The organism is Pseudomonas sp. ICMP 8385 (assembly GCF_002699915.1).
In the GTDB taxonomy this organism is placed as follows: domain Bacteria; phylum Pseudomonadota; class Gammaproteobacteria; order Pseudomonadales; family Pseudomonadaceae; genus Aquipseudomonas; species Aquipseudomonas gessardii.
This window is the reverse complement of record NZ_LKBY01000001.1, coordinates 35244-55181: the sequence shown is the minus strand read 5'-3', so window position 1 is coordinate 55181 and position 19938 is coordinate 35244. Positions and strand designations below refer to the sequence as shown.

Genomic DNA, 19938 nt, shown 5'->3' with positions numbered 1-19938 from the left:
AAAACCTACAGACATGCCTTACACGCGAAAGGCGCCGATCAGCTTTTTCAATTCAATCACCTGCAAAGACAATTGCCGGCTGGCCTCTTCGGTCTGGTGCGCGCCTTGGGACGCGTGCTCGCCAGCCCGATTAATCTCAACGATGTTCTGGTCGATGTCATGGGCCACCGCCGTTTGCTGCTCCACTGCCGCGGCGATTTGCTGGTTCTGATCGACAATCATGCCCACTGCGCCGAGGATATTTTCCAGGGCCAACTGGACCTTTTCCGACTGCCCGACCGTACCGCTGGCCATGGTATGGCTGCTGCCCATGGCCTTCACGGCCGCGCCAACGCCCAGGTGCAACTTGGTAATCATCTGCTCGATTTCTTCGGTGGACTGCTGGGTGCGCCGGGCCAGGGTGCGTACCTCATCGGCCACCACGGCAAACCCACGGCCCTGCTCACCCGCCCGCGCCGCCTCGATGGCCGCGTTCAGTGCCAGCAGGTTGGTTTGTTCGGCAATGCTCTTGATCACTTCCAGCACGCTGCTGATCGATTGGCTGTCGATGGCCAGTTGGTTGATCACCAGCACGGACTGGTCAATCTCCGAGGCCAGTAGCGCGATGCTGCCCTGCTGGGATTGCACCAGGCCCCGCCCGTTGAGGGTTTCATCGTTGACACTGTGGGCACTGCTGACAGCCGCCGCCGCACTGCGCGCCACTTCATGGGCAGTCGCCGACATCTGGTTCATGGCCGTCGCCACCTGCTCGATCTGGCAGCGCTGGCCCGACACCGCCTGGTTGCTGCGCGCCGACACCGACTCCACTTGCTCGGCCTGATGCTCGACTTCCTGGACGGTCTGCCCGACCCGCTCGATCAGGTCATGGATTTTCGCCACGGTGCCATTGAACACCTCGCCCAATTCACCCAGCTCATCGCGACTCTGGGATTTGAAGCTGACGGTCATGTCCCCGGCGGCGACCTTATCCATCATCGCGCCCAGGTGGCGCAGGGTGGTACGGGTCGACGCGTAGAAACCGCCGTACAGATAGAAGATCAGCAGGAACACCGCCGCCAGCGCCGCGACCAGCACCACCATGTGCGTGCGGTTCTGGGCCAGGCGCTGTTGCAGTTGCTGGTCGAGGAAGGACAGAGTCGCGTCGTCCAGTTGATAGGTCTTGGCCATCAAGGCCGTCACTTCGTCATAGAAGGTCTGCCACGGGGCCTCCAGGGTTTCGGCCATCACCACCTGCTCTTCAAACAACTCGCTGGCCTGCTTGAGGCTGGCCTGGCTGGCTTGGGCCAAGGCATCCAACGAGGCATGGGCGGCCTTGCTGGAACCGAGGGCGTCCTGCACTTTCAAGCCGTATTCGGCTTGGAGTTTTTCCAATTGCTGCAGCAGTTCGTCAAAGCGCGTGCTGGACGATGAATTGAGAAAGCCCTGACCCAGGGAGTACGCGCCCATGGCCCGGCCTTCGCCCAGGGTCTGGGTGACTTGCGGGGTGACGCTGGTCACCAGTTCGCTGAGTTGGCGTACATCGCCCTGGGCATCGCGGCTCAACCCCGAGTGGCTGGCGATGATCTGGCTGAACATCTGCGCCGTGTTCAGCAATTTGCCGATCAAGGCACTTTTGCTCAACAGTGAAGATTCCGTTTGCTGGGCCTTGAAGGCAGCGATCATCTCATCGCGCTTGCCCTCGAACACCGCAACCTGCTCGGGGTCGGCGGTCATCGCCTGGAAACCCTGCATGCGCTCAAGTACGCGCTGCTCCAGGGCGGTGATGCGGCTTTCGATATCCCCCGCCTTGCCCGCCTGGCCGAGGGTGGCGTTGATCTGCACCTGATTGTTCAGGGTTTCCAGGTCGCGGCGCAGGATCAGGCTGCTGCCCAGCAGGTCCAGGCTCTGCAACTCAACCTGCGTGCCCTGGAACTCACGCCAGGAGTCGCGTACCAGGTAATAGTTGGTCACCAGCATCGGCAGGAAAAACAACACACTGATCAGGCTGAACTTCATGCCGAAGCTCAGGCGATTCATCAGGGCGATGGCGGGATAGAGCAAGCTCTTCACAGATGAACTCCCTTTTCTTTTATTTTTATTGACGGCGCAGGGCAGCGGCAGAAAGCCACTATTGGGCGCGCTGTCTGTATAGCTTAAATCGGCGGGGAGTTTTGTAACTTAAGGTTAACGCGATCAGCGGGGCCTGGCGGCCGACCGATTTTTGAAGCCACTACGGGCTCTTTGTGGGAGCGGGCTTGCCCGCGATAGCGGTGTGTCAGTACCGGATTTTTTGACTGCTACACCGCATCGCGGGCAAGCCCGCTCCCACACAAGCCCGCTCTCACAAGAGCTGTTTTTCAGGGCAAGACAGTCCAGATCGCAAACCCGGCGTACCACAACACGGCGGCGCGCAGCAGCAGTTCCCACAACCGGTCCAGACTATTGATCCCTTCGGCACCCACCACCGGCGCAGGAATTTCGCCGGCCACCAGGCCCACTTTTTCCACCAGTTGCGCCGCACTGATATCCCAGCTCAGTAGCTCATGCAGCATCACCCGGCTGACCGCGACAAAGTTGCCGACCAAGGCAAAGCTCGCCGCCAGCAACCGCACCGGCAACCAGTCGAATGCATGGCGCAATTGCCCGGCACGCTCGACCACCAGCGGGTTCTGCCCGTGCTCACTGGCCAGCGCCAGCAGGCGGTAGGCCAGGGCCACCACCGGGCCAAGGAGGAAGTACCAGAAAATTACCGCAAAAAAGCTCTGGTAGGCCTGCCACAGCAAATGGCCCTGGACCCGCTCCAGCAGTTGCTCGCCGCTGTCCGCGCCAATGCCCAGGTCACGTTCGGCAACATGTTCCGCCGCTTGCAGGTCCCCCCGGCGCCAGGCATCGCGAAACGGCCCCAACTGGCCCAGCAGATCGCCGCGGCCCAGGCTGTAGATCACCACCAGCAGGTGCACCGGCAGCGCCAGCAAGCCATAGGCCACTGGCTCCAGGGCCAGCAGCAACAGCCCCAGCAGCGCCACCGGCAGCAATACCAGCAGCACCAGGATCAGCCAGGGTTGTTTGCCCAACCGCGCGCTCGATTCAAGCCGGGCCAGTTCGCGCAACCAACGGCCATCGCGCTGTACCCGCGAACGCAAGGCCGAGAACTTCTCGATCCACACCGCCAGCACCAACACCAGGAAACTCATTGTGCATGTCCTCCATCCTGCAAGGCGCCGCGAAAACGCGCCCAATCAAAAGCCGGTCCAGGATCGGTCTTGCGTCCTGGGGCGATGTCACTATGACCGCAAATGCGCTGGAGCGTGATACCCGGGTAAGCGGCCAGCAATTGGCGACTCAGTTCAATCAGGGAGTGGTACTGGGCATCGGTAAAGGGTTGCTCGTCAGTCCCTTCAAGCTCGATCCCCAGGGAAAAGTCATTGCAGGTCTCGCGCCCCTCGAAACAGGAGACGCCAGCATGCCAGGCACGGTCCTGGCAGGAGACAAACTGCGTCACCGCACCGTCGCGCTCAATCAGAAAGTGCGCAGAAACCCGTAAGTCGGCAATGCCTTCAAAGTAGGGATGTTCCGTGACATCCAGGCGATTCTGGAAAAACGCCTGCACTTTGCCTGTGGCGAACTGGGCCGGTGGCAAGCTGATGTTATGCACCACCAACAGGGAAATCTCGCCGCCCGGGCGTTCATTGAAGTTGGGCGATGGGCAATGGGCAATGCCCTGGCACCAACCGCTGGTGGGGTCCAACTGCATACAGGTTCCTTGCGCAAGACTTGAGAGCGCTCAGTATGCCGTGATCCGCCGGGTGGTTGCGATCACTTGGCACGATTGAGTTGGCGCAGGCTGCCAATCACCGACGCCAGCGCACGGTCGAACAACAAGGCATCATCCAGGGTGCGGACCGCGCCACGCTTGAACTCCAGAGCCAGCTCGGTGCAGGTTTTCTCCAGCACCTTGAGGCCGGTACGATTGACAAATATATAGCTGTTGGCCGGCGCGATAATCGCCGTCAGCTTGCAGCGCAGGGTGTTTTCCTCATCTTCGCGAAACTCCACCCAACTGCCGATGCGCAATTGGCGGACCTTGAGCAGGTCGGGATCATCCTCCGCCAGGCTGACCGTCTCGCACGGCAGCGCCGCGTTCGAGTCCTCGCGCACCTCGACCAGCGCCACGCTGGGCAGCGTCGCCCCCTGGAACGCCTGGGTATGCAAGGCCTGTAACTGGATAAAAAACTCGCGGGTGACAAAGGAATCAAACGCCGCCTCGCTCAGCCCATCACGCAGGGCCTTGAGCAATGCGGGCAATTGCTCCAGCAAACGACGGCCGGCCTCGGTGTCCTCACTCAGGCCGACACTCCAGATCAATTCGTCCATGGCCCGCAACCGCGTCTGCCATTGCGGCGAGTGCTGCCCGTGCTTAAGGCATTCGAGCAACAGGACCTGGCTCCAGGCCTGTTGCAGGAACTGCACCACGACATGCGGCAAGACCTTACCCAGCAAGCGCTGGTTGACCGCATCGGCGACCCGCTGCCGGGCCTGCTCGGTGCGGGCGCGCCCTTCCTCGGCGTCGCGGGTACGCTGTTCCAGCAGCTCACTGCGGCGGCGCTCGTCCTGGGTAAAGGCGGTGAACTCGTGCAGGAGCACGGAGAAAATCGCCGGGTCATCGACAAAATCGTTCAACAGGCGCTGCACCACCTGCTCGATGCGCACGTACAGGCTGTCGCGCTGATAGTCGTCACGCTTGCCCCACCCCATGGCGGCGGTCCCGATTTCATTGAGCAGGCGCCGCGCCGGATGGCTGCCACGGCTGAAAAAACTCTTGTCCAGCACGGCCACTTTCAACATGGGAATCTGCAGGCGCGCAATCAGCACCTTGAGGGACTCAGGCAAGGTGCGGTCGTCGAGGATAAACTCGAACAACATGGCGATCAGGTTGATCACATCCTCGTCGGCCTCTTCCACTACCCGCGACTTGCCACTCTTGACGCTAACCCGGGTGAGCAGTTCTTCCAATTGGCGGCGCAGGTCAAAATCGTCCTCGACCGCCGGCTCCGGCACATATTGCTGCAGATGGGACAACAGGCGCAGTAGGTCGCGGGTCGAAATGGGCTGGGCCTGGGCGCTGGCCTCCAGGGTCGGGGCCACGCTGCCGCGTACCGTCAGCAGCAGTTCTTGCAGGGCGGCGAAGACTTGTTGCTCGGCCTCGTCGGCCTGGCCGGCCGCCGGGGCCGCCTCGACGGGCGGACGGGCCCGGCTGGCGCGCTCGCCGGCCCGCCGTGACGGTACGGCCTTGAGTTCAGGCAGCACGCCGGTGGCGACCAGCAACTGGTTGGCCTCGCCGTACAGCAGGTCGGCATCGCTGAGGACGTACTTTTCAAACAGTTTCAAAATGATCAGCTTGACCCGGATCTCCACCCCCAGGCTGCGTCCGGCCCGCAGGAAGAACTCGCAGAGCATCGCCGGGCCCAGGGGGTTTTCCCGGTCATCCAGGCGCTTGCCCAACAACGCGCCCAGACGGGCGGTCAATTGCCCCAGGGCCAGGCCGTCACGGTGCATGACCTTGTCGAGCATGGCCTCCAGGGCCACGGCTTTTTCCAGGTCGTCGGCCGACACACCCGGCGCCGCGTCGTAGGAGACCGTCGGCAACAGCAACTCACCCTGCCCCGCCTGCCCCAGGTTGGCGAACGCGGCAAAGAGCTGCTCCATGAACACACGCTCGAAGTTCTTGCGCTTGAGGCGCAGGTCGCGCATGGCTTCAAAGAAAATATTGTGGTCGGCACTGTTGCGGGCCTTATCGGCCATTTCAAACAGGGTGTCGTCGGCGTTATCGAACAGCTCCTGCAAACCCCGGTCGAGCTGCTGCGTGGCCTTGTCCCGCACCTGGAGCACGATCACGGGCAGGCGGGCGAGCGGCGACGGCATCGCTTGTGCGGCGATCTTATTGATCGGCACCACCTTTGCGTCATTGTGCATGCTGGCCTCCTGGAACGACGGGTTCGGTTTTGTGAACGCTCGCGGCAACCGCCGATGGAATACTGGCGGGGGCTGCGATTATCTGTAGATCACCGAGACGTCAAAGCTATGACGCCAATTGCAAGGCGCGAGATTATCTTGCAAATAGCCCCTCTAGCGCCAGCAAACTCTGTAGGCGCTTTGTAATCAGGCAGGTTATGGCGGCATACCTTGGGTTCGGCGCTGCCATGCCCCTATAATCGAGGCACTTTGTATGTGGAGCCCGCTATGCCGAATCTACGCCTCGCCGACCTCACCGCCGAAATCGAAGCCAACGTGCGCCGCGCACTGCTGGAAGACATCGGCAGCGGCGATATCACCGCGCAATTGATCCCGGCCGAACGGCTGGCCAAGGCCACGATCATCACCCGTGATACCGCCGTCATCAGCGGCACCGCCTGGGTCGATGCCGTGTTCCGCCAGTTGGACCCACGGGTTGCTGTGCATTGGCAGGTGCGCGACGGTGAACGCGTCAGCCCCAACCAGGCGCTGTTCCACCTCGAAGGCCCCGCCCGCTCATTGCTGACGGGGGAACGCAGTGCGCTGAATTTTTTGCAGCTGTTGTCGGGCGTGGCCACGCGCGCGCAGTACCTGGCGGACTTTGTCGCCACCACCCAGGTCAAGCTGCTGGATACCCGCAAGACCCTGCCGGGCCTGCGCCTGGCGCAAAAATACGCGGTGACCTGCGGCGGTTGCCACAACCACCGCATCGGCCTGTATGACGCGTTCCTGATCAAGGAAAACCATATCGCCGCCTGCGGTGGCATTGCCCAGGCCATTATTGCCGCCCACAAGATCGCCCCAGGCAAGCCGGTGGAAGTCGAAGTGGAAAGCCTGCAAGAGTTACGCGAAGCCCTGGCGGCAGGCGCCGATATCATCATGCTGGATGAGTTGAGCCTGGACGACATGCGCGAAGCCGTACGCTTGAACGGCGGCAAGGCCAAGCTGGAAGCCAGTGGCGGGATCAATGAAAGCACCTTGCTGCCCATTGCCGAGACCGGCGTGGACTACATCTCCATCGGGGCGATGACCAAGGATGTGAAGGCGGTGGATTTGTCGATGCGGCTCAGTCTCTGAGTCGCTGCACGCCTCAAGCTGCAAGCGCGCCTGGCGACACTTGCGGCTTGAAACCTGCCACTGCTTTTAGACCACCAAATCATTCATCTCGCAGTACTCTTCCCACTCGACACCCAACACCTCGGCCGCCTCTTTGTGTAGGGCCAGGCGTGCCGTCTCGAACTCTTCCGGCGTGGACGTGTACTTGAGGGTCAGTTCCCAAGGCTGGAAGCCCTGGCTCTCGGCCTCGTCCTCGAATGCCCACTGGATCTGGTCGCGCTGGTCATCAGCGCTCAGGTCCTTGATCTCTTCCTTAAGCTGCGGCGACTCCTCGAGGTACTGCTTGAGGGCTGCTGCGTGCCGCACTTCCTGGGTCATTGCTGTCGTGGTCATGTCGTTCTCTTAAGATCGAGGAATGGGGATGCATCTGGGTCATCAAGGTTGCGCAGATACAAAAGAACGGGCATGAATACCGGTTCATCTGGCCTTCAGAACCATTCTGGGATCATCTGAAAACTGTGGTGCCTTTTTGCCCGAGACAGGAATCGAACCTGCGACCTTCGCGTTACGAGTGCGCTGCTCTACCAACTGAGCTACACGGGCGGTGGGCTAAAGCTAGCACTGCATTGGGCGCCCGGCAACTTACCGGATGTGCGGCGCAATGACGCCCTGGACCCAGAAGCGTGGCTGCAGATGGCCTTTGGCAATATCGATGTAGTGTTGGCTGCGCTCGGTGGCGCCTGGCAGGTCGCGGAACACGACCAATACCAGCAACGCCACCGAGAACACCGCCGACGCCTGCCAGGCCCGGTACAACAGCGGTATCGGCTCGATAGCCGGCGTGCGCCACGGATGCAATGCCATCAACCAGCCCACCACCAGCGCCAACCAGAGTTGCGAATAGGGCATCACCATCACCCCATCGACCATGGCCTGCAGCGTTGCGCCCAGCAGCGCGGCAAACAGGCATAGGCGCAGCAGGTCTTGCGCTGACCCTACCGCCCCTTGCCGATAAATGACCATCAACGTGGCCCAACCGCCGCGCAGCGCCAGCAGCGCCACACATAGGGCCGAGGGCACGCCCCATTCGCTGGCCCACTGCAGGATTGCCTGGTGCGGGTGGGCGGCAATCGGGTTGGGGATATCAGCAAAGTGCATCGGCCCGAAACCGAGCCATGGCCGTTCGCGGATCATCTCCCAGGCTTGCCACCAGATCACTTCACGACCGGAAAGGCTGGTGGTGAGCCGGTCATTGGAAAGGCTGGCAATTTCCAGCCCCAGGTAACGCGCCAGGACCGTGAACAACAACCAGTACAAGAACAGCCCGCCGCACAGTGCAGCCAACTGCCAGATCAACCAGCGACGCCCCGCCGCCCCCAGGCAAGCCAGGACGATTGCCGCAACGCCGATGCCCAGCCAGGTGCCACGGGTACCGCCACTGATTGCAATCAACCACCAGGCACACAACAGGGCGAACACCAGCCCACGCGCCAACCGCGAGGTACTCGCAAGCAGCAGCGGCAACGCCAGCAAGGGCAAGGTAAAGGTCTGGAACTGGCCGTAGAAGCGCTTGTTGGAGAACCCGGAAAGCAGCAGGTCGGTGTCCAGTGTCGGTTCGCCACTGGTAAACGCCAGCACGCCTGCATACCCATATTGCAGGACCTTGATCAGGCACAGCAGCAACACAAACAGGATCAGCACCTGATCCAGGGTTTGATCGCCATTGCGCCGCAACCGGGCAAAAGCCGCGGCAATCACCCCGCAGGTGATCATCAGCGCCCACTCGATCAACGCCCAGAGTGGCTGGTGGGCCCACCACGCAGAGACCAGGCCCAGGCCAAACACCAGTGCCAGGCCGATAGCGGTGGGCTTGTCGACCAGCCGCCCGGCGGGAGTCGCCAGGCCATAGAGCAACGCACACACGCCGACGCCGACCTGCATCACACGCTGCCAGTCATGCCCACTGAAGGACAGGGTGATGCCCAGTAGCAAAAGGCTCAGCGCCACCACCAGGAACACGCTGCCTCGTTGTTGCACGGATAACGTCATGGGCAACCTGTACTTGGGGGCCCGTCATGCCGGGCTCCCGTCACTGATGTGGGCGGCCGGGGCTCAGTTGCCAGCAGCGCAACCCTTGGCCACATACTGCTCGTCAGCATTGGTGGTGCACGTCCAACCGTCACGGGCACTGCGTGCCAGGGTAATGAGCTTGCCCTGGATCGGAGCAGGCGCATCGAGGATCTCGCAGGCGATCGAGCCCGTCCCCGCAGCCACATCACCCGCCACGCTGATCACGCAGTTGGCGGTCGGGCTGGTGCCGCCGATCAGCGCCAGCGTGGGCACCGTGCCCTGGTTGAAGGTGTCTTCAAAGCCCGCCTTCAACGCCGAGATTTCCGCCAACCCCGCCGTGAACTTGGCCTTGGCCTGGTGCTTGGTATACATGGGCAGGCCAATGGTGGCCAAGATGCCAATGATCGCCACGACGATCAACAACTCGATCAAAGTAAAGCCGTTCTGACGCATCACACTCACTCTCCAGAATAAAACCCCATCGCAAGGCACATCCTGCGCCCTGCCCTCAACAACCGCGCCAGTGTACTCATCCACGCCGGGCCAGGCCCTCATAAGACGCACAATCTGACATTTTTCCCCTGCCCAATAGCCTGACAGACACAGAGGCCTGGCTAAGCTGTCAATCGTCACTTGCCGATGAGCTGTCGCACCCGATGAAGGATGTCACCGTGAACCCCACCGCCACCTACGCCTGGGAAGGCACGCTGCGCAATGGCCGCAAGGTGTCCGGCGAAACCCGTGGCCATAGCCCGGCCGTGATCAAGGCCCAATTGCGCCGACAAGGTATCAACCCGGTGCGGGTGCAAATGCGCTCCAGCCTGCTTGCCGGCCTGCGCGACCCCATCACCCCAGCCGATATTGCGCTGTTCACCCGTCAACTGGCGACCCTGCTGAAGGCAGGAATCCCCCTGCTGCAAGCCTTCGATATGATTGGCGAAGGCTTTGACAGCCGGGCCATGCGCACGATGGTCCAGGGATTGAAGCAGGAGATTGCCGCCGGCAACAGCCTGAGCGGCGCCCTCTTGAAACAGCCGCAGTGCTTCACCCCCCTGTATTGCAGCCTGATCGCGGCCGGCGAACAGGCCGGCACCCTGGAAACCCTGCTGGAGCGGGTCGCCACCCACCTGGAGAAGAGCCAACGCCTCAAGGCGCGGATCAAGAAGGCCATGACCTATCCGCTGGTGGTCCTGCTCGTGGCTACGCTGGTCAGCAGCATCTTGCTGATCCACGTCGTGCCTCAATTTGAAAGCCTGTTCGCCGGCATCGACACACCGCTGCCGCGCTTTACCCTGCTGGTTATCATGCTGTCCGAATTCATGCAGGGCGCCTGGTGGATGCTGTTGCTGGCCCTGGCCGCGACTGCCTGGGGGATACGCCACGGCTACCGTCGACATAGCAGTTTTCGCCTGTGGCTGGATGCTGGTTTGTTGAAACTGCCGTTGGCAGGCACACTGCTGAAAAAAACCGCAGTCGCCCGCTACGCCCGTACACTTGCCACCACCTTTGCCGCCGGCGTACCGCTGGCACAGGCACTGGACTCAGTGGCCGGCGCCGCCGGCAACGAGCGCTTCACACGAGCAATCACGCGGATGCGCCAGGACGTGGCAATAGGCATGCAATTGAATCGAACCATGAGCGCCAGTGGCCTGTTCCCAGGCATGGCGGTCCAGATGACGGCCATCGGCGAAGAGTCGGGCGCGCTGGACAGCATGCTGGAGAAGGTCGCTGACCATTATGAAACGGACGTCGACCATCTGGTGGACAACCTGACCAGCCTGATGGAGCCGCTGATCATGGTGGTGCTGGGCAGCATTGTCGGGGCGCTGGTGATCGCCATGTACCTGCCGATCTTCCAGCTTGGCACGGCGTTTTGAACATGACCCTTGGCCAACTCCTGATCCTTCATCCCTGGCTGTTCGTCTGGGCTTCCCTGGTACTGGGGCTGATCGTCGGCAGCTTCCTCAACGTGCTGGTGTGGCGCCTGCCAACCATGCTCGAACGGGACTGGCGCGCCCAGGCCCATGAAATACTCGGCCTGCCCCCCGAACCCAGCGGCCCGACCTATAACCTGCTGCACCCCAACTCCTGCTGCCCACACTGCTCGCAGCCGATTCGCCCCTGGGAAAATATCCCGGTGCTCAGCTACCTGCTGCTCAGGGGGCGCTGCGCACGGTGCCACGGCTCCATCAGCCCACGCTACCCGCTTGTCGAACTGGCCTGCGGGCTGCTCTCGGCCTTTATTGCCTGGCACTACGGCTTCGGCTGGCCGGCCGCCGGGGTGCTGTTCTTGAGCTGGGGCCTGCTGGCCATGAGCCTGATCGACGCCGATCACCAACTGCTGCCGGATGTGCTGGTGCTACCACTGCTGTGGCTGGGGCTGATCCTCAATTATTTTGAACTGTACGTAACCTTGCCCGATGCTCTGCTGGGCGCGGTCGTTGGTTACCTGAGCCTGTGGTCGGTGTTCTGGCTGTTCAAGTTATGCACAGGCAAGGACGGCATGGGCTATGGCGACTTCAAGCTCTTGGCCATGCTCGGCGCCTGGGGTGGCTGGCAGATCCTGCCACTGACGCTGCTGCTGGCCTCGCTGGTAGGCGCGATAGCCGGGGTGATTGTGTTGCGCCTGCGTCATGCGCAGACGTCGACGCCCCTGCCTTTTGGTCCCTATCTGGCAATTGCCGGCTGGATTGCATTGCTCTGGGGTGGTCAAATAACCGACTTCTATTTGCAGTCTGTCGGTTTCAGATGACCACTTCTGTCGCAACACCCTGGATTCTTGGCCTGACGGGCGGCATCGGCAGCGGCAAAAGCGCTGCGGCCCAGCACTTTATCGACCTTGGCGTGGACCTGATCGACGCCGACCACGCCTCACGTTGGGTGGTGGAGCCCGGCCGCCCGGCGCTGGCCAAGATTGCCGAGCACTTCGGCGGCGCGATCCTGCGGCCCGATGGCCAGTTGGATCGCGCGGCCTTGCGCCAGCGCATTTTCCAGGCACCGCAAGAACGCCGGTGGCTGGAGGCCCTGCTGCACCCGCTGATTGCCGACGAGATCCGCAACCACTTGGCCCGCGCCCGCTCGCCCTATGCGATCCTGGTATCGCCGTTGTTGATTGAGTCGGGCCAGTCCGCCATGACCCAGCGCATCCTGGTGATCGATGTGCCGCAAGCAACACAGATTCAGCGTACCCTGCTGCGCGATGGCATCAGCGAAGAACAGGTGCAGGCGATTCTCAAGGCCCAGGCCTCCCGGGAAGAGCGCTTGCGCCATGCCGACGATGTACTGGTCAATGACCAGGACCTGGCCTGGCTACAGGCCGAGGTCGAGCGACTGCACCACTTTTACCTTACTTTGCGTGGAGGCCGAACATGAGCCAACCCTTGACCGTCGAATGCCCAACCTGCGGCGCACCCGTGGAATGGAAAGCGACCAACCTCAACCGGCCATTCTGCTCGGATCGCTGCAAACTGATCGATCTGGGCGCCTGGGCCGCGGAGGAACACAAGATTCCGGTCAGCCCGGACGCTGAAGACGAACTGTTCTCCGAAGACCTGCCACCGCGGGCCCACTAAGGTCGCATAAAGCCGTAGTCCTGCTGGTCGTCGAGGTTTTCTGCAAGAAACAGCAACTCGTCGGCCAGGTCTTCGGCACTGCGTACGCCCTTGCTCTGCTGCACCACCGCACTGAGCAAGGCGCGCAGGCTCAAGCCCGGGTCAAAACCGATTTCCTGTGCCGCATCCTGGCTTCTGCGCAACTCCTGCCGTGCCCACTCGTACACACTCATGATCGTGCTCCTGGAAGTTTCGCAGAGCATGCGACCACTTTTGCGTCCCGCCTTTGATTTGGATCAAGGGCGTGAATTGTCATCCTTCCAGGGCGCCGAGAGGTAGCGCGTCCGGTTGAACGTCTCCAGCCACTCCGGGCAAAACACCACCAAGGCACTGATCACCATGCCGTTGATAAAGGCTTCGGGAAAGATGATCAGCCACAGGTAACCGATAAAATCCTCGATCCACTCGGGCATGGCGAAGCGGCCGTCCAGCCACAGCAGGCCCAGGCCGGCCAACAGGCACAGCAACGCCGACAAGGCGGCGGCAAAAAAACCGGAACAGAAGATATACACAAAGGGATTGCGCGGCTGCGCCCGCTCCACCAGCAGCGCGCACGTCTCGGTCACCAGTACCGGCAGCAGGACCAGCAGCGCGCCATTGACCCCGACCGCCGCCAAGTCCTGGCGCCCGAGCAGCACCAGGCCCAATTGCGCCGCCAGCCCACCGACAATTGCCAGGGGCCAGTCGAGTAGCAGGGTCACGGCGGTCATGCCGATAAAGTGGTAGGACACCCCGCTATCGAAGTCCCGGCGCACCAGCCACAACATAAACAGCGCGAACACCGTGCCAAACAACAGATGCTGGCGCCGCCGGTCGGCAAACAGCTCGACCCAGGACGAGCGCAGGATCGCCCAGACAATCACCGGTGCATACAGCAGCCAGCCCAGCCACAGGGTTTGCGGCGCCAGCATGGCGGCACTGATCACGGCTGTACCTGCTCCAGGGCCTGGCGCAGTTCGGCGGCAGAGGCGTACTCATGGCGCGCGACCAGCTTGCCGTCCTCCAACTGCAACCACAGCACTTTATCCACAGGCGCCGGATAACGCACAGCGATCCGCGCATCACGGTCGAGCATCACCCGGTAGTTATAGGCCTGCATCGCCGGGACGGCGAAGAGCTTGGCAATCAGCCTTGGCATGCGCTGGATATCGGCGACAAACACCACATGGCGTGCCTCCAGATACCCCTTGGGCTGGCCCTGCAAGGCCGCATCCACCTGCTTGGCGGCGTCCATGCTGCGCGCTACCAGCAAGACCTGCGCCTGGTTATCCAGGGTATAGGCCTGGTCGAACTGGTCGAGCAGGGTCCAGGGCGTCAGCCGCTCCCCCAGCTCAACCGCTTGGGCCCAAAGGGGCAAAAAGCTCAGCAACACCGCAACCCAAAACTTCACCGCGAACTCCTTGTGTAAACCGTCAACTGAAGCGCCAGTCTACACCGAGCCTTTTCACACGGGACTTCCTGCGGTCATCATTTGAACGCTAAGCTGCAAGCATGGATGACTCAGATTATTTGCGCCTGCTCACCATAGCGGCCGAACAAGCCAACGCGTTCCTGTCCAATGCCCGCAAATGGGAGCGTGAGCGTTGGGTCTGCCAGCGCCTGCTGCAAGGCCTGAATGTGCCCTACCGTGCCGAAGAGTTTCATGCCGCCGGTCAAGAACCGCCGGACGTGCTGTTTCGCGATGCCAGTTTCGAGGTGTTTTTTGTCCTCGACGAAGGCCGCCGCCTGAATGACGAATGGCGCGACGAACTGCTGCGCCGGCGCAGTGCTTTTTCCCTGAGCCAACTGGTACGGCGCGAGGCCAAGCCCAGGCGCATTCCCGCCCATGAGTTTCTCCTGCGCCTGGCGCCGACCTTGCGCAAGAAGGCCCATAACTACAAAGAGCGCGGCATGGACCTGGGGGAGCTGGATATCATCGCCTTTGCCAGCCTCAAGCGTGAAGTGCTGGACCTCAACAGCCATTTCCCACCGCCCACCGAATACCTGCGCCAGGGCTGGCGCTCGCTGTCATTGGTCGGCCCGACCTTTGCGCGGGTGTTATTCGCCCACCCGGACGCACCGGATTTCTTGCGCAACAACCTGGGGCGCAGCATAGTGTTCGACGTGGGTATCAGCCTGTAACGTGATCCCCCTCAGCAACGTCTACCTGACGAGGCCTTTATGACCAGCCGCCTGAACCCTGACGACCAACAACATGTCGAAGAGTACCTGCAACTGTCCCAGCACCAGGTTGAGCGCAAGCCTTTCCGGCCGTGGCTGCTCCTTGGGGTGGTACTGGTTGTGGTGATTGCCCTGGGCTTTCTGAGCCGCCTTTTGAGTTACCTGACGCTATGAGCTGCCTGGCGCTCGCTCGGGTAACCGCACCGATTTCTTTTAGCCTTGCGAGATACCCCCATGACCCATCGTATTATTATCGTCGGCGGCGGCGCCGGCGGCCTGGAGTTGGCTACCCGTCTGGGTAAGACCCTGGGCAAGCGCGGCAGTGCCAGTGTCACGCTGGTAGACACCAACCTGACCCACATCTGGAAGCCCCTGTTGCATGAGGTGGCCGCCGGTTCGCTGAACTCCTCTGAAGACGAACTCAATTATGTTGCCCAGGCCAAATGGAACCACTTCGAGTTCCAACTGGGGCGCATGAGCGGGCTTGATCGTGAACAGAAGAAGATCCAGCTGGCCGCGACCCTTGATGAAGAAGGCCGCGAGCTGGTGCCCGCGCGCGTGCTGAGCTATGACACCCTGGTGATTGCCGTCGGCAGCACCACCAACGACTTCGGCACCGAAGGCGCGGCACAGCACTGCCTGTTCCTCGATACCCGCAAGCAGGCCGAACGTTTCCACCAGCAATTGCTCAACCACTACCTGCGCGCCCACGCCGGGCAAACCGATGTGGTGGAACAGATCAGCGTGGCAATCGTTGGCGCCGGCGCCACCGGAGTCGAACTGGCCGCCGAACTGCACAATGCCGCCCACGAACTGGCGGCCTATGGCCTGGACCGGATCAAGCCGGAAAACATGCACATCACCCTGATCGAAGCCGGGCCCCGGGTCTTGCCGGCCCTGCCAGAGCGGATCAGCGGGCCTGTGCATAAAACCCTGGAAAAGCTCGGGGTGACAGTCATGACCAACTCGGCCGTGAGCGAAGTCACCGCCGAGAGCCTGATTACCAGCAGTGGCCAGGTGATTCCCGCCAGCCTCAAGGTGTGGGCTGCGGGGATTCGCGCACCGGGCTTTCTCAAGGATATCGACGGCCTGGAGACCAACCGCATCAACCAACTGCAGGTGCTGCCAACCCTGCAGACCACCCGTGACGAGAATATCTTCGCCTTCGGTGACTGCGCCGCCTGCCCGCAGCCAGGCACCGACCGCAACGTTCCACCACGGGCGCAAGCAGCGCACCAGCAGGCGTCGCTGCTGGCCAAGTCCCTGAAATTGCGCATCGAAGGCAAGGCACTGCCCAGCTACAAGTACACCGACTATGGCTCCCTGATCTCGCTGTCGCGTTTTTCGGCTGTGGGTAACTTGATGGGCAACCTGACCGGCAGTGTGATGCTCGAAGGCTGGCTGGCGCGGATGTTTTATGTGTCGCTGTACCGCATGCACCAGATGGCGTTGTACGGGTTCTTCCGCACGATGATGTTGATGCTGGGCAGCAAGATCGGCCGGGGCACCGAGCCGCGGCTCAAGCTCCACTGACAATACGGTCCCGGGTGGGGCTGCTCAATGTGGGAGGGGGCTTGCCTCTTCCCACATTTGATCGAGGTAACTTCAGCTTTTGCACAGGCAAAAAAAATCCCCGTATCTTTCGATACGAGGATTTTTAATATGGTCGGGGTAAGGGGATTCGAACTCCTGACATCCTGCTCCCAAAGCAGGCGCGCTACCGGACTGCGCTATACCCCGGTAAAAAAAAGGCGACCTTTTCAAGTCGCCTTCTTCGATCAGGACTTTTGGCCTCTGATCTTAAGATTCGATTCCAGCGTTAACTGGTCTCAAAAATGGTGGGTCGTGTGGGATTCGAACCTACGACCAATTGGTTAAAAGCCAACTGCTCTACCAACTGAGCTAACGACCCAAATATGGTCGGGGTAAGGGGATTCGAACTCCTGACATCCTGCTCCCAAAGCAGGCGCGCTACCGGACTGCGCTATACCCCGGTTTGAAATTGGCTCCGTGACCAGGACTCGAACCTGGGACCCAATGATTAACAGTCATTTGCTCTACCGACTGAGCTATCACGGAACTACATATTTCAAATGTACTACGGTGTTGCTTGCTACCTTCTCTTCGGCCCGTCCGTATCGCTACGTTCGCGTCTCTGAGGCGCGCTATTCTACAATCTTAAAAACCCCTGTCAACCCTTTAAATTGCTTTTAAGACAATGATTTGCGCTTCTTTCTGATTTCTCCTTGGGGAGAAGAAACCCGTGGGCTGACGTTGCTGCGGGGCGCACTTTACAAGCCTTTGCCTTACAGTTCAACGCCCTATCGAAAAAAAAGGCCCCGCAATGCGGGGCCTCTGCTTATAACCACCCAATCCGGGCTTAGTGGAAGACGATTTCGTCGTTTTCTACCGTGGCCTTGACGCTGGTCCCCGGCACAAAGCTGCCCGACAGGATCAGTTGCGCCAGCGGGTTCTCGATCCAGCGCTGGATCGCCCGTTTCAAAGGCCGTGCGCCATACACCGGGTCGTAGCCGACGGCGATCAGCTTGTCCAAGGCCTCGCTGCTCAGCTCCAGCATCAGCTCGCGCTCTGCCAGACGGCTGCGCAGGCGGCCCAGCTGGATCTCGGTGATGCCAGCGATCTGATCCCGCGCCAAAGGCTCGAAGATCACCACTTCATCGACCCGGTTGATAAATTCCGGGCGGAAGTGGCTGGTCAGCGCATCCATGACTGCAGCACGCTGGCCCTCACGATCCCCGACCATCTCCTGGATCTGTACCGAACCCAGGTTGGAGGTCATCACGATCACCGTATTACGGAAGTCCACGGTACGTCCGTGGCTGTCCGTCAGCCGGCCATCTTCCAGCACTTGCAGCAACACGTTGAACACATCCGGGTGGGCCTTCTCGACCTCGTCCAGGAGGATCACCGAGTAAGGCTTGCGCCGTACCGCTTCGGTCAGGTAGCCGCCTTCCTCGTAGCCCACGTAGCCTGGTGGCGCCCCGATCAACCGCGCCACGGAGTGTTTCTCCATGAACTCGGACATATCAATACGCACCATCGCCTCTTCAGTATCAAAGAGGAACTCGGCCAGGGCCTTGCACAGCTCGGTCTTACCCACACCGGTCGGGCCGAGGAACATGAACGAGCCGCTCGGGCGGTTCGGGTCGGACAACCCGGCCCGGGAACGCCGTACCGCGTTGGACACGGCCACCACGGCCTCTTCCTGACCAATCACGCGCTGGTGCAACAGGCTTTCCGTACGCAACAGTTTGTCACGCTCGCCCTCCAGCATCTTCGACACCGGAATACCGGTCCACTTGGACACCACCTCGGCAATTTCTTCCTCGGTCACCTTGCTGCGCAGCAACTGGTTTTCACTGTGGCCATGCTGGTCAACCATTTGCAGGCTGCGCTCCAGGTCCGGGATCACCCCGTACTGTAACTCGGCCATGCGGTTCAGGTCGCCTTTACGCCGGGCAGCTTCCAGTTCCTGGCGCGACTGCTCGATCTTTTGCTGGATCTGTGCGGAACCCTGCACTTCGGCTTTTTCCGAGGTCCAGATTTCTTCCAGGTCCGAATACTCACGTTCCAGGCGCAGGATTTCTTCCTGGAGTTTTTCCAGGCGTTTCTTCGCCGCGTCATCGTCTTCTTTTTTCAGCGCCTGGGATTCGACTTTCAGTTGAATCAGGCGCCGCTCCAGACGGTCCAGCACTTCAGGCTTGGAGTCGATCTCCATGCGGATCCGGCTGGCCGCTTCGTCGATCAGGTCGATGGCCTTGTCCGGCAACTGACGATCAGTGATATAGCGATGGCTCAATTTGGCCGCCGCAATGATCGCGCCGTCAGTGATCGCCACGCGGTGGTGGACTTCATAGCGCTCTTTCAAGCCACGCAGGATCGCAATGGTGTCTTCTTCGCTCGGCTCTTCCACCAGGACTTTCTGGAAGCGCCGCTCAAGGGCCGCGTCCTTTTCAATGTACTGGCGGTACTCGTTGAGCGTGGTGGCCCCGACGCAATGCAACTCACCCCGGGCCAGTGCCGGCTTGAGCATATTGCCGGCGTCCATCGAACCTTCGCCTTTACCGGCGCCGACCATGGTGTGCAGTTCGTCGATAAACAGAATGATCTGCCCTTCCTGCTTCGACAGCTCGTTGAGCAGGGATTTGAGGCGCTCTTCAAACTCGCCACGGAACTTGGCACCGGCGATCAACGCCCCCATGTCCAGGGACAGCAAGCGCTTGCCCTTGAGGCCGTCCGGCACTTCACCATTAATGATGCGCTGGGCCAGGCCTTCGGCGATGGCGGTTTTACCCACCCCAGGCTCACCGATCAGCACCGGGTTGTTCTTGGTGCGACGCTGCAGGACCTGGATGGTGCGACGAATTTCATCGTCACGCCCGATCACCGGGTCCAACTTGCCGTCTTCGGCGCGCTTGGTCAGGTCAACGGTGTATTTGTCCAGGGCCTGGCGCGACTCCTCATGGTTGGGGTCATTCACCGCCTCGCCGCCGCGCAGGTTGTTGATGGCATTTTCCAGGGCCTTTTTGCTCACACCCTGGCCCAGCAACAACTTGCCGAGCTTGCTGTTGTCATCCATGGCGGCGAGCAGCACCAGTTCGCTGGAGATGAACTGGTCACCCTTTTGCTGGGCCAGGCGATCGGCCTGGTTGAGCAGGCGCGCCAAATCCTGGGACATATTCACGTCGCCCGTCGGATTCTGGATTTTCGGCAGTTGGTCGAGCTCTTTGCTCAACTCCTTGCGCAGGCTGTTGACGTCGAAGCCCACCTGCATCAACAGGGGCTTGATCGAACCACCCTGCTGTTCGAGGAGTGCCTGCATCAAGTGCGCGGGCTCGATGGCCGGATGGTCGAGGCCAACCGCCAGGGATTGGGAATCCGATAAGGCCAATTGTAATTTGCTGGTTAAACGATCAATACGCATTAGTCACCTTCCTTTTGAGCAGGCCGGAGCTAGGTACGAGCGAGCTTGCTCGCGATTAACGCATCCTGAATGAAGAAACCTGCCAGATACCCTTATAGATGGGGT

At 61.1% G+C, this 19938-nt stretch carries 19 protein-coding genes and 5 tRNA genes; 8 read left to right on the top strand and 16 right to left on the bottom strand.

Annotation, left to right across the window (positions count from 1 at the left end):
- Positions 1-18 precede the first annotated feature (18 nt).
- From AO268_RS33605 to AO268_RS00290, 4 genes are all read right to left on the bottom strand, one after another.
- Entirely contained in the window at positions 19-723 is a 705-nt protein-coding gene (locus tag AO268_RS33605) for a methyl-accepting chemotaxis protein (protein WP_373562103.1), read from the bottom strand.
- 1613 nt (positions 724-2336) lie between these two features.
- The gene (ampE, locus tag AO268_RS00300) at positions 2337-3173 is read right to left on the bottom strand and encodes a regulatory signaling modulator protein AmpE (protein ID WP_099167525.1); all 837 of its coding nucleotides are present in this window, start codon (positions 3171-3173) and stop codon (positions 2337-2339) included.
- Positions 3170-3733: a 1,6-anhydro-N-acetylmuramyl-L-alanine amidase AmpD gene (ampD, locus tag AO268_RS00295; protein WP_076963606.1), complete on the bottom strand. Its 564-nt coding sequence runs from the start codon at positions 3731-3733 to the stop codon at positions 3170-3172. Before ampD ends, ampE begins: the two co-directional genes overlap by 4 nt.
- A 62-nt stretch (positions 3734-3795) precedes the next feature.
- Positions 3796-5952 carry a DUF1631 domain-containing protein gene (locus tag AO268_RS00290; protein WP_099167523.1) on the bottom strand — a complete coding sequence of 719 codons (2157 nt, stop codon included), beginning with the start codon at positions 5950-5952 and terminating at the stop codon, positions 3796-3798.
- A 267-nt stretch (positions 5953-6219) separates the two neighbouring features.
- On the opposite strand from AO268_RS00290, the gene nadC reads away from it, so the two are divergent.
- On the top strand, positions 6220-7068 hold the full coding sequence (gene nadC, locus AO268_RS00285) for a carboxylating nicotinate-nucleotide diphosphorylase (RefSeq protein ID WP_099167521.1): 849 nt from the start codon (positions 6220-6222) through the stop codon (positions 7066-7068).
- Between the two features lie 66 nt (positions 7069-7134).
- Here nadC and AO268_RS00280 read toward each other — a convergent pair whose 3' ends face one another.
- From AO268_RS00280 to AO268_RS00265, 4 genes are all read right to left on the bottom strand, one after another.
- Complete coding sequence (locus AO268_RS00280; RefSeq protein WP_076963603.1) at positions 7135-7440, bottom strand: DUF6388 family protein; 306 nt, start codon at positions 7438-7440, stop codon at positions 7135-7137.
- A gap of 137 nt (positions 7441-7577) precedes the next feature.
- Positions 7578-7650 (bottom strand) — tRNA-Thr (locus tag AO268_RS00275).
- Positions 7651-7689: 39 nt separating this feature from the next.
- Complete coding sequence (locus tag AO268_RS00270; protein ID WP_099167519.1) at positions 7690-9096, bottom strand: O-antigen ligase family protein; 1407 nt, start codon at positions 9094-9096, stop codon at positions 7690-7692.
- Between the two features lie 63 nt (positions 9097-9159).
- Positions 9160-9570: a pilin gene (locus tag AO268_RS00265; RefSeq protein ID WP_076963601.1), complete on the bottom strand. Its 411-nt coding sequence runs from the start codon at positions 9568-9570 to the stop codon at positions 9160-9162.
- A 218-nt stretch (positions 9571-9788) separates the two neighbouring features.
- Between AO268_RS00265 and AO268_RS00260 the strand changes: the two genes are divergently transcribed.
- From AO268_RS00260 to yacG, 4 genes are read left to right on the top strand one after another with little or no spacing between them, the layout of a single operon-like run.
- Complete coding sequence (locus AO268_RS00260; protein WP_373562102.1) at positions 9789-10994, top strand: type II secretion system F family protein; 1206 nt, start codon at positions 9789-9791, stop codon at positions 10992-10994.
- 2 nt (positions 10995-10996) lie between these two features.
- Positions 10997-11869: a prepilin peptidase gene (locus AO268_RS00255; protein ID WP_099167515.1), complete on the top strand. Its 873-nt coding sequence runs from the start codon at positions 10997-10999 to the stop codon at positions 11867-11869.
- Complete coding sequence (gene coaE / locus AO268_RS00250; RefSeq protein WP_099167514.1) at positions 11866-12489, top strand: dephospho-CoA kinase; 624 nt, start codon at positions 11866-11868, stop codon at positions 12487-12489. Before AO268_RS00255 ends, coaE begins: the two co-directional genes overlap by 4 nt.
- Positions 12486-12689, top strand: coding sequence for a DNA gyrase inhibitor YacG (yacG, locus tag AO268_RS00245; RefSeq protein ID WP_032861907.1), 204 nt, complete (start codon positions 12486-12488; stop codon positions 12687-12689). Before coaE ends, yacG begins: the two co-directional genes overlap by 4 nt.
- Here the strand turns inward: yacG and AO268_RS00240 are convergent.
- The 3 genes from AO268_RS00240 to AO268_RS00230 all read right to left on the bottom strand — a co-directional run bounded on the left by AO268_RS00240 (position 12686) and on the right by AO268_RS00230 (position 14118).
- Positions 12686-12901: a hypothetical protein gene (locus AO268_RS00240; protein ID WP_076963597.1), complete on the bottom strand. Its 216-nt coding sequence runs from the start codon at positions 12899-12901 to the stop codon at positions 12686-12688. The two genes, yacG and AO268_RS00240, sit on opposite strands and share 4 nt — an antisense overlap.
- Positions 12902-12964: 63 nt before the next feature.
- Positions 12965-13654 (bottom strand): energy-coupling factor ABC transporter permease, encoded by a 690-nt coding sequence (locus AO268_RS00235; RefSeq protein WP_076963596.1) that lies wholly within the window; start codon positions 13652-13654, stop codon positions 12965-12967.
- Positions 13651-14118: an FAD/FMN-containing dehydrogenase gene (locus AO268_RS00230; RefSeq protein ID WP_076963595.1), complete on the bottom strand. Its 468-nt coding sequence runs from the start codon at positions 14116-14118 to the stop codon at positions 13651-13653. The genes AO268_RS00235 and AO268_RS00230 overlap by 4 nt, the downstream gene beginning before the upstream one ends.
- Before the next feature lie 101 nt (positions 14119-14219).
- Between AO268_RS00230 and AO268_RS00225 the strand changes: the two genes are divergently transcribed.
- Genes AO268_RS00225 through AO268_RS00215 form a run of 3 tightly spaced genes read left to right on the top strand, consistent with a single transcriptional unit; the run spans position 14220 to position 16421 of the window.
- Positions 14220-14849 (top strand): DUF1780 domain-containing protein, encoded by a 630-nt coding sequence (locus AO268_RS00225; protein ID WP_029292005.1) that lies wholly within the window; start codon positions 14220-14222, stop codon positions 14847-14849.
- A 39-nt stretch (positions 14850-14888) separates the two neighbouring features.
- A complete protein-coding gene (locus AO268_RS00220) occupies positions 14889-15062 on the top strand; it encodes a DUF3094 family protein (protein ID WP_076963594.1) in 174 nt (57 codons plus the stop codon).
- A gap of 60 nt (positions 15063-15122) precedes the next feature.
- Positions 15123-16421 carry an NAD(P)/FAD-dependent oxidoreductase gene (locus tag AO268_RS00215; protein ID WP_099167512.1) on the top strand — a complete coding sequence of 433 codons (1299 nt, stop codon included), beginning with the start codon at positions 15123-15125 and terminating at the stop codon, positions 16419-16421.
- 130 nt (positions 16422-16551) lie between these two features.
- On the opposite strand, the gene AO268_RS00210 is transcribed toward AO268_RS00215, so the two are convergent.
- The 5 genes from AO268_RS00210 to clpB form a co-directional block, all read right to left on the bottom strand.
- Positions 16552-16628, bottom strand: a tRNA-Pro gene (locus tag AO268_RS00210).
- 96 nt (positions 16629-16724) lie between these two features.
- Positions 16725-16800, bottom strand: a tRNA-Lys gene (locus AO268_RS00205).
- Between the two features lie 5 nt (positions 16801-16805).
- A tRNA-Pro gene (locus AO268_RS00200) sits at positions 16806-16882 on the bottom strand.
- A 9-nt stretch (positions 16883-16891) separates the two neighbouring features.
- Positions 16892-16967 (bottom strand) — tRNA-Asn (locus AO268_RS00195).
- Positions 16968-17268: 301 nt separating this feature from the next.
- The gene (gene clpB, locus AO268_RS00190) at positions 17269-19833 is read right to left on the bottom strand and encodes an ATP-dependent chaperone ClpB (protein ID WP_099167510.1); all 2565 of its coding nucleotides are present in this window, start codon (positions 19831-19833) and stop codon (positions 17269-17271) included.
- Positions 19834-19938 lie beyond the last annotated feature (105 nt).

Excerpts from the sequence above, each read along its gene's own strand:
- AO268_RS33605 (WP_373562103.1), bottom strand. The coding sequence starts at position 723 with ATGTCGGCGACTGCCCATGAAGTGGCGCGCAGTGCGGCGGCGGCTGTC.
- ampE (WP_099167525.1), bottom strand. The coding sequence starts at position 3,173 with ATGAGTTTCCTGGTGTTGGTGCTGGCGGTGTGGATCGAGAAGTTCTCG.
- ampD (WP_076963606.1), bottom strand. The coding sequence starts at position 3,733 with ATGCAGTTGGACCCCACCAGCGGTTGGTGCCAGGGCATTGCCCATTGC.
- AO268_RS00290 (WP_099167523.1), bottom strand. The coding sequence starts at position 5,952 with ATGCACAATGACGCAAAGGTGGTGCCGATCAATAAGATCGCCGCACAA.
- nadC (WP_099167521.1), top strand. The coding sequence starts at position 6,220 with ATGCCGAATCTACGCCTCGCCGACCTCACCGCCGAAATCGAAGCCAAC.
- AO268_RS00280 (WP_076963603.1), bottom strand. The coding sequence starts at position 7,440 with ATGACCACGACAGCAATGACCCAGGAAGTGCGGCACGCAGCAGCCCTC.
- AO268_RS00270 (WP_099167519.1), bottom strand. The coding sequence starts at position 9,096 with ATGACGTTATCCGTGCAACAACGAGGCAGCGTGTTCCTGGTGGTGGCG.
- AO268_RS00265 (WP_076963601.1), bottom strand. The coding sequence starts at position 9,570 with ATGCGTCAGAACGGCTTTACTTTGATCGAGTTGTTGATCGTCGTGGCG.
- AO268_RS00255 (WP_099167515.1), top strand. The coding sequence starts at position 10,997 with ATGACCCTTGGCCAACTCCTGATCCTTCATCCCTGGCTGTTCGTCTGG.
- coaE (WP_099167514.1), top strand. The coding sequence starts at position 11,866 with ATGACCACTTCTGTCGCAACACCCTGGATTCTTGGCCTGACGGGCGGC.
- yacG (WP_032861907.1), top strand. The coding sequence starts at position 12,486 with ATGAGCCAACCCTTGACCGTCGAATGCCCAACCTGCGGCGCACCCGTG.
- AO268_RS00240 (WP_076963597.1), bottom strand. The coding sequence starts at position 12,901 with ATGAGTGTGTACGAGTGGGCACGGCAGGAGTTGCGCAGAAGCCAGGAT.
- AO268_RS00225 (WP_029292005.1), top strand. The coding sequence starts at position 14,220 with ATGGATGACTCAGATTATTTGCGCCTGCTCACCATAGCGGCCGAACAA.
- AO268_RS00220 (WP_076963594.1), top strand. The coding sequence starts at position 14,889 with ATGACCAGCCGCCTGAACCCTGACGACCAACAACATGTCGAAGAGTAC.
- AO268_RS00215 (WP_099167512.1), top strand. The coding sequence starts at position 15,123 with ATGACCCATCGTATTATTATCGTCGGCGGCGGCGCCGGCGGCCTGGAG.
- clpB (WP_099167510.1), bottom strand. The coding sequence starts at position 19,833 with ATGCGTATTGATCGTTTAACCAGCAAATTACAATTGGCCTTATCGGAT.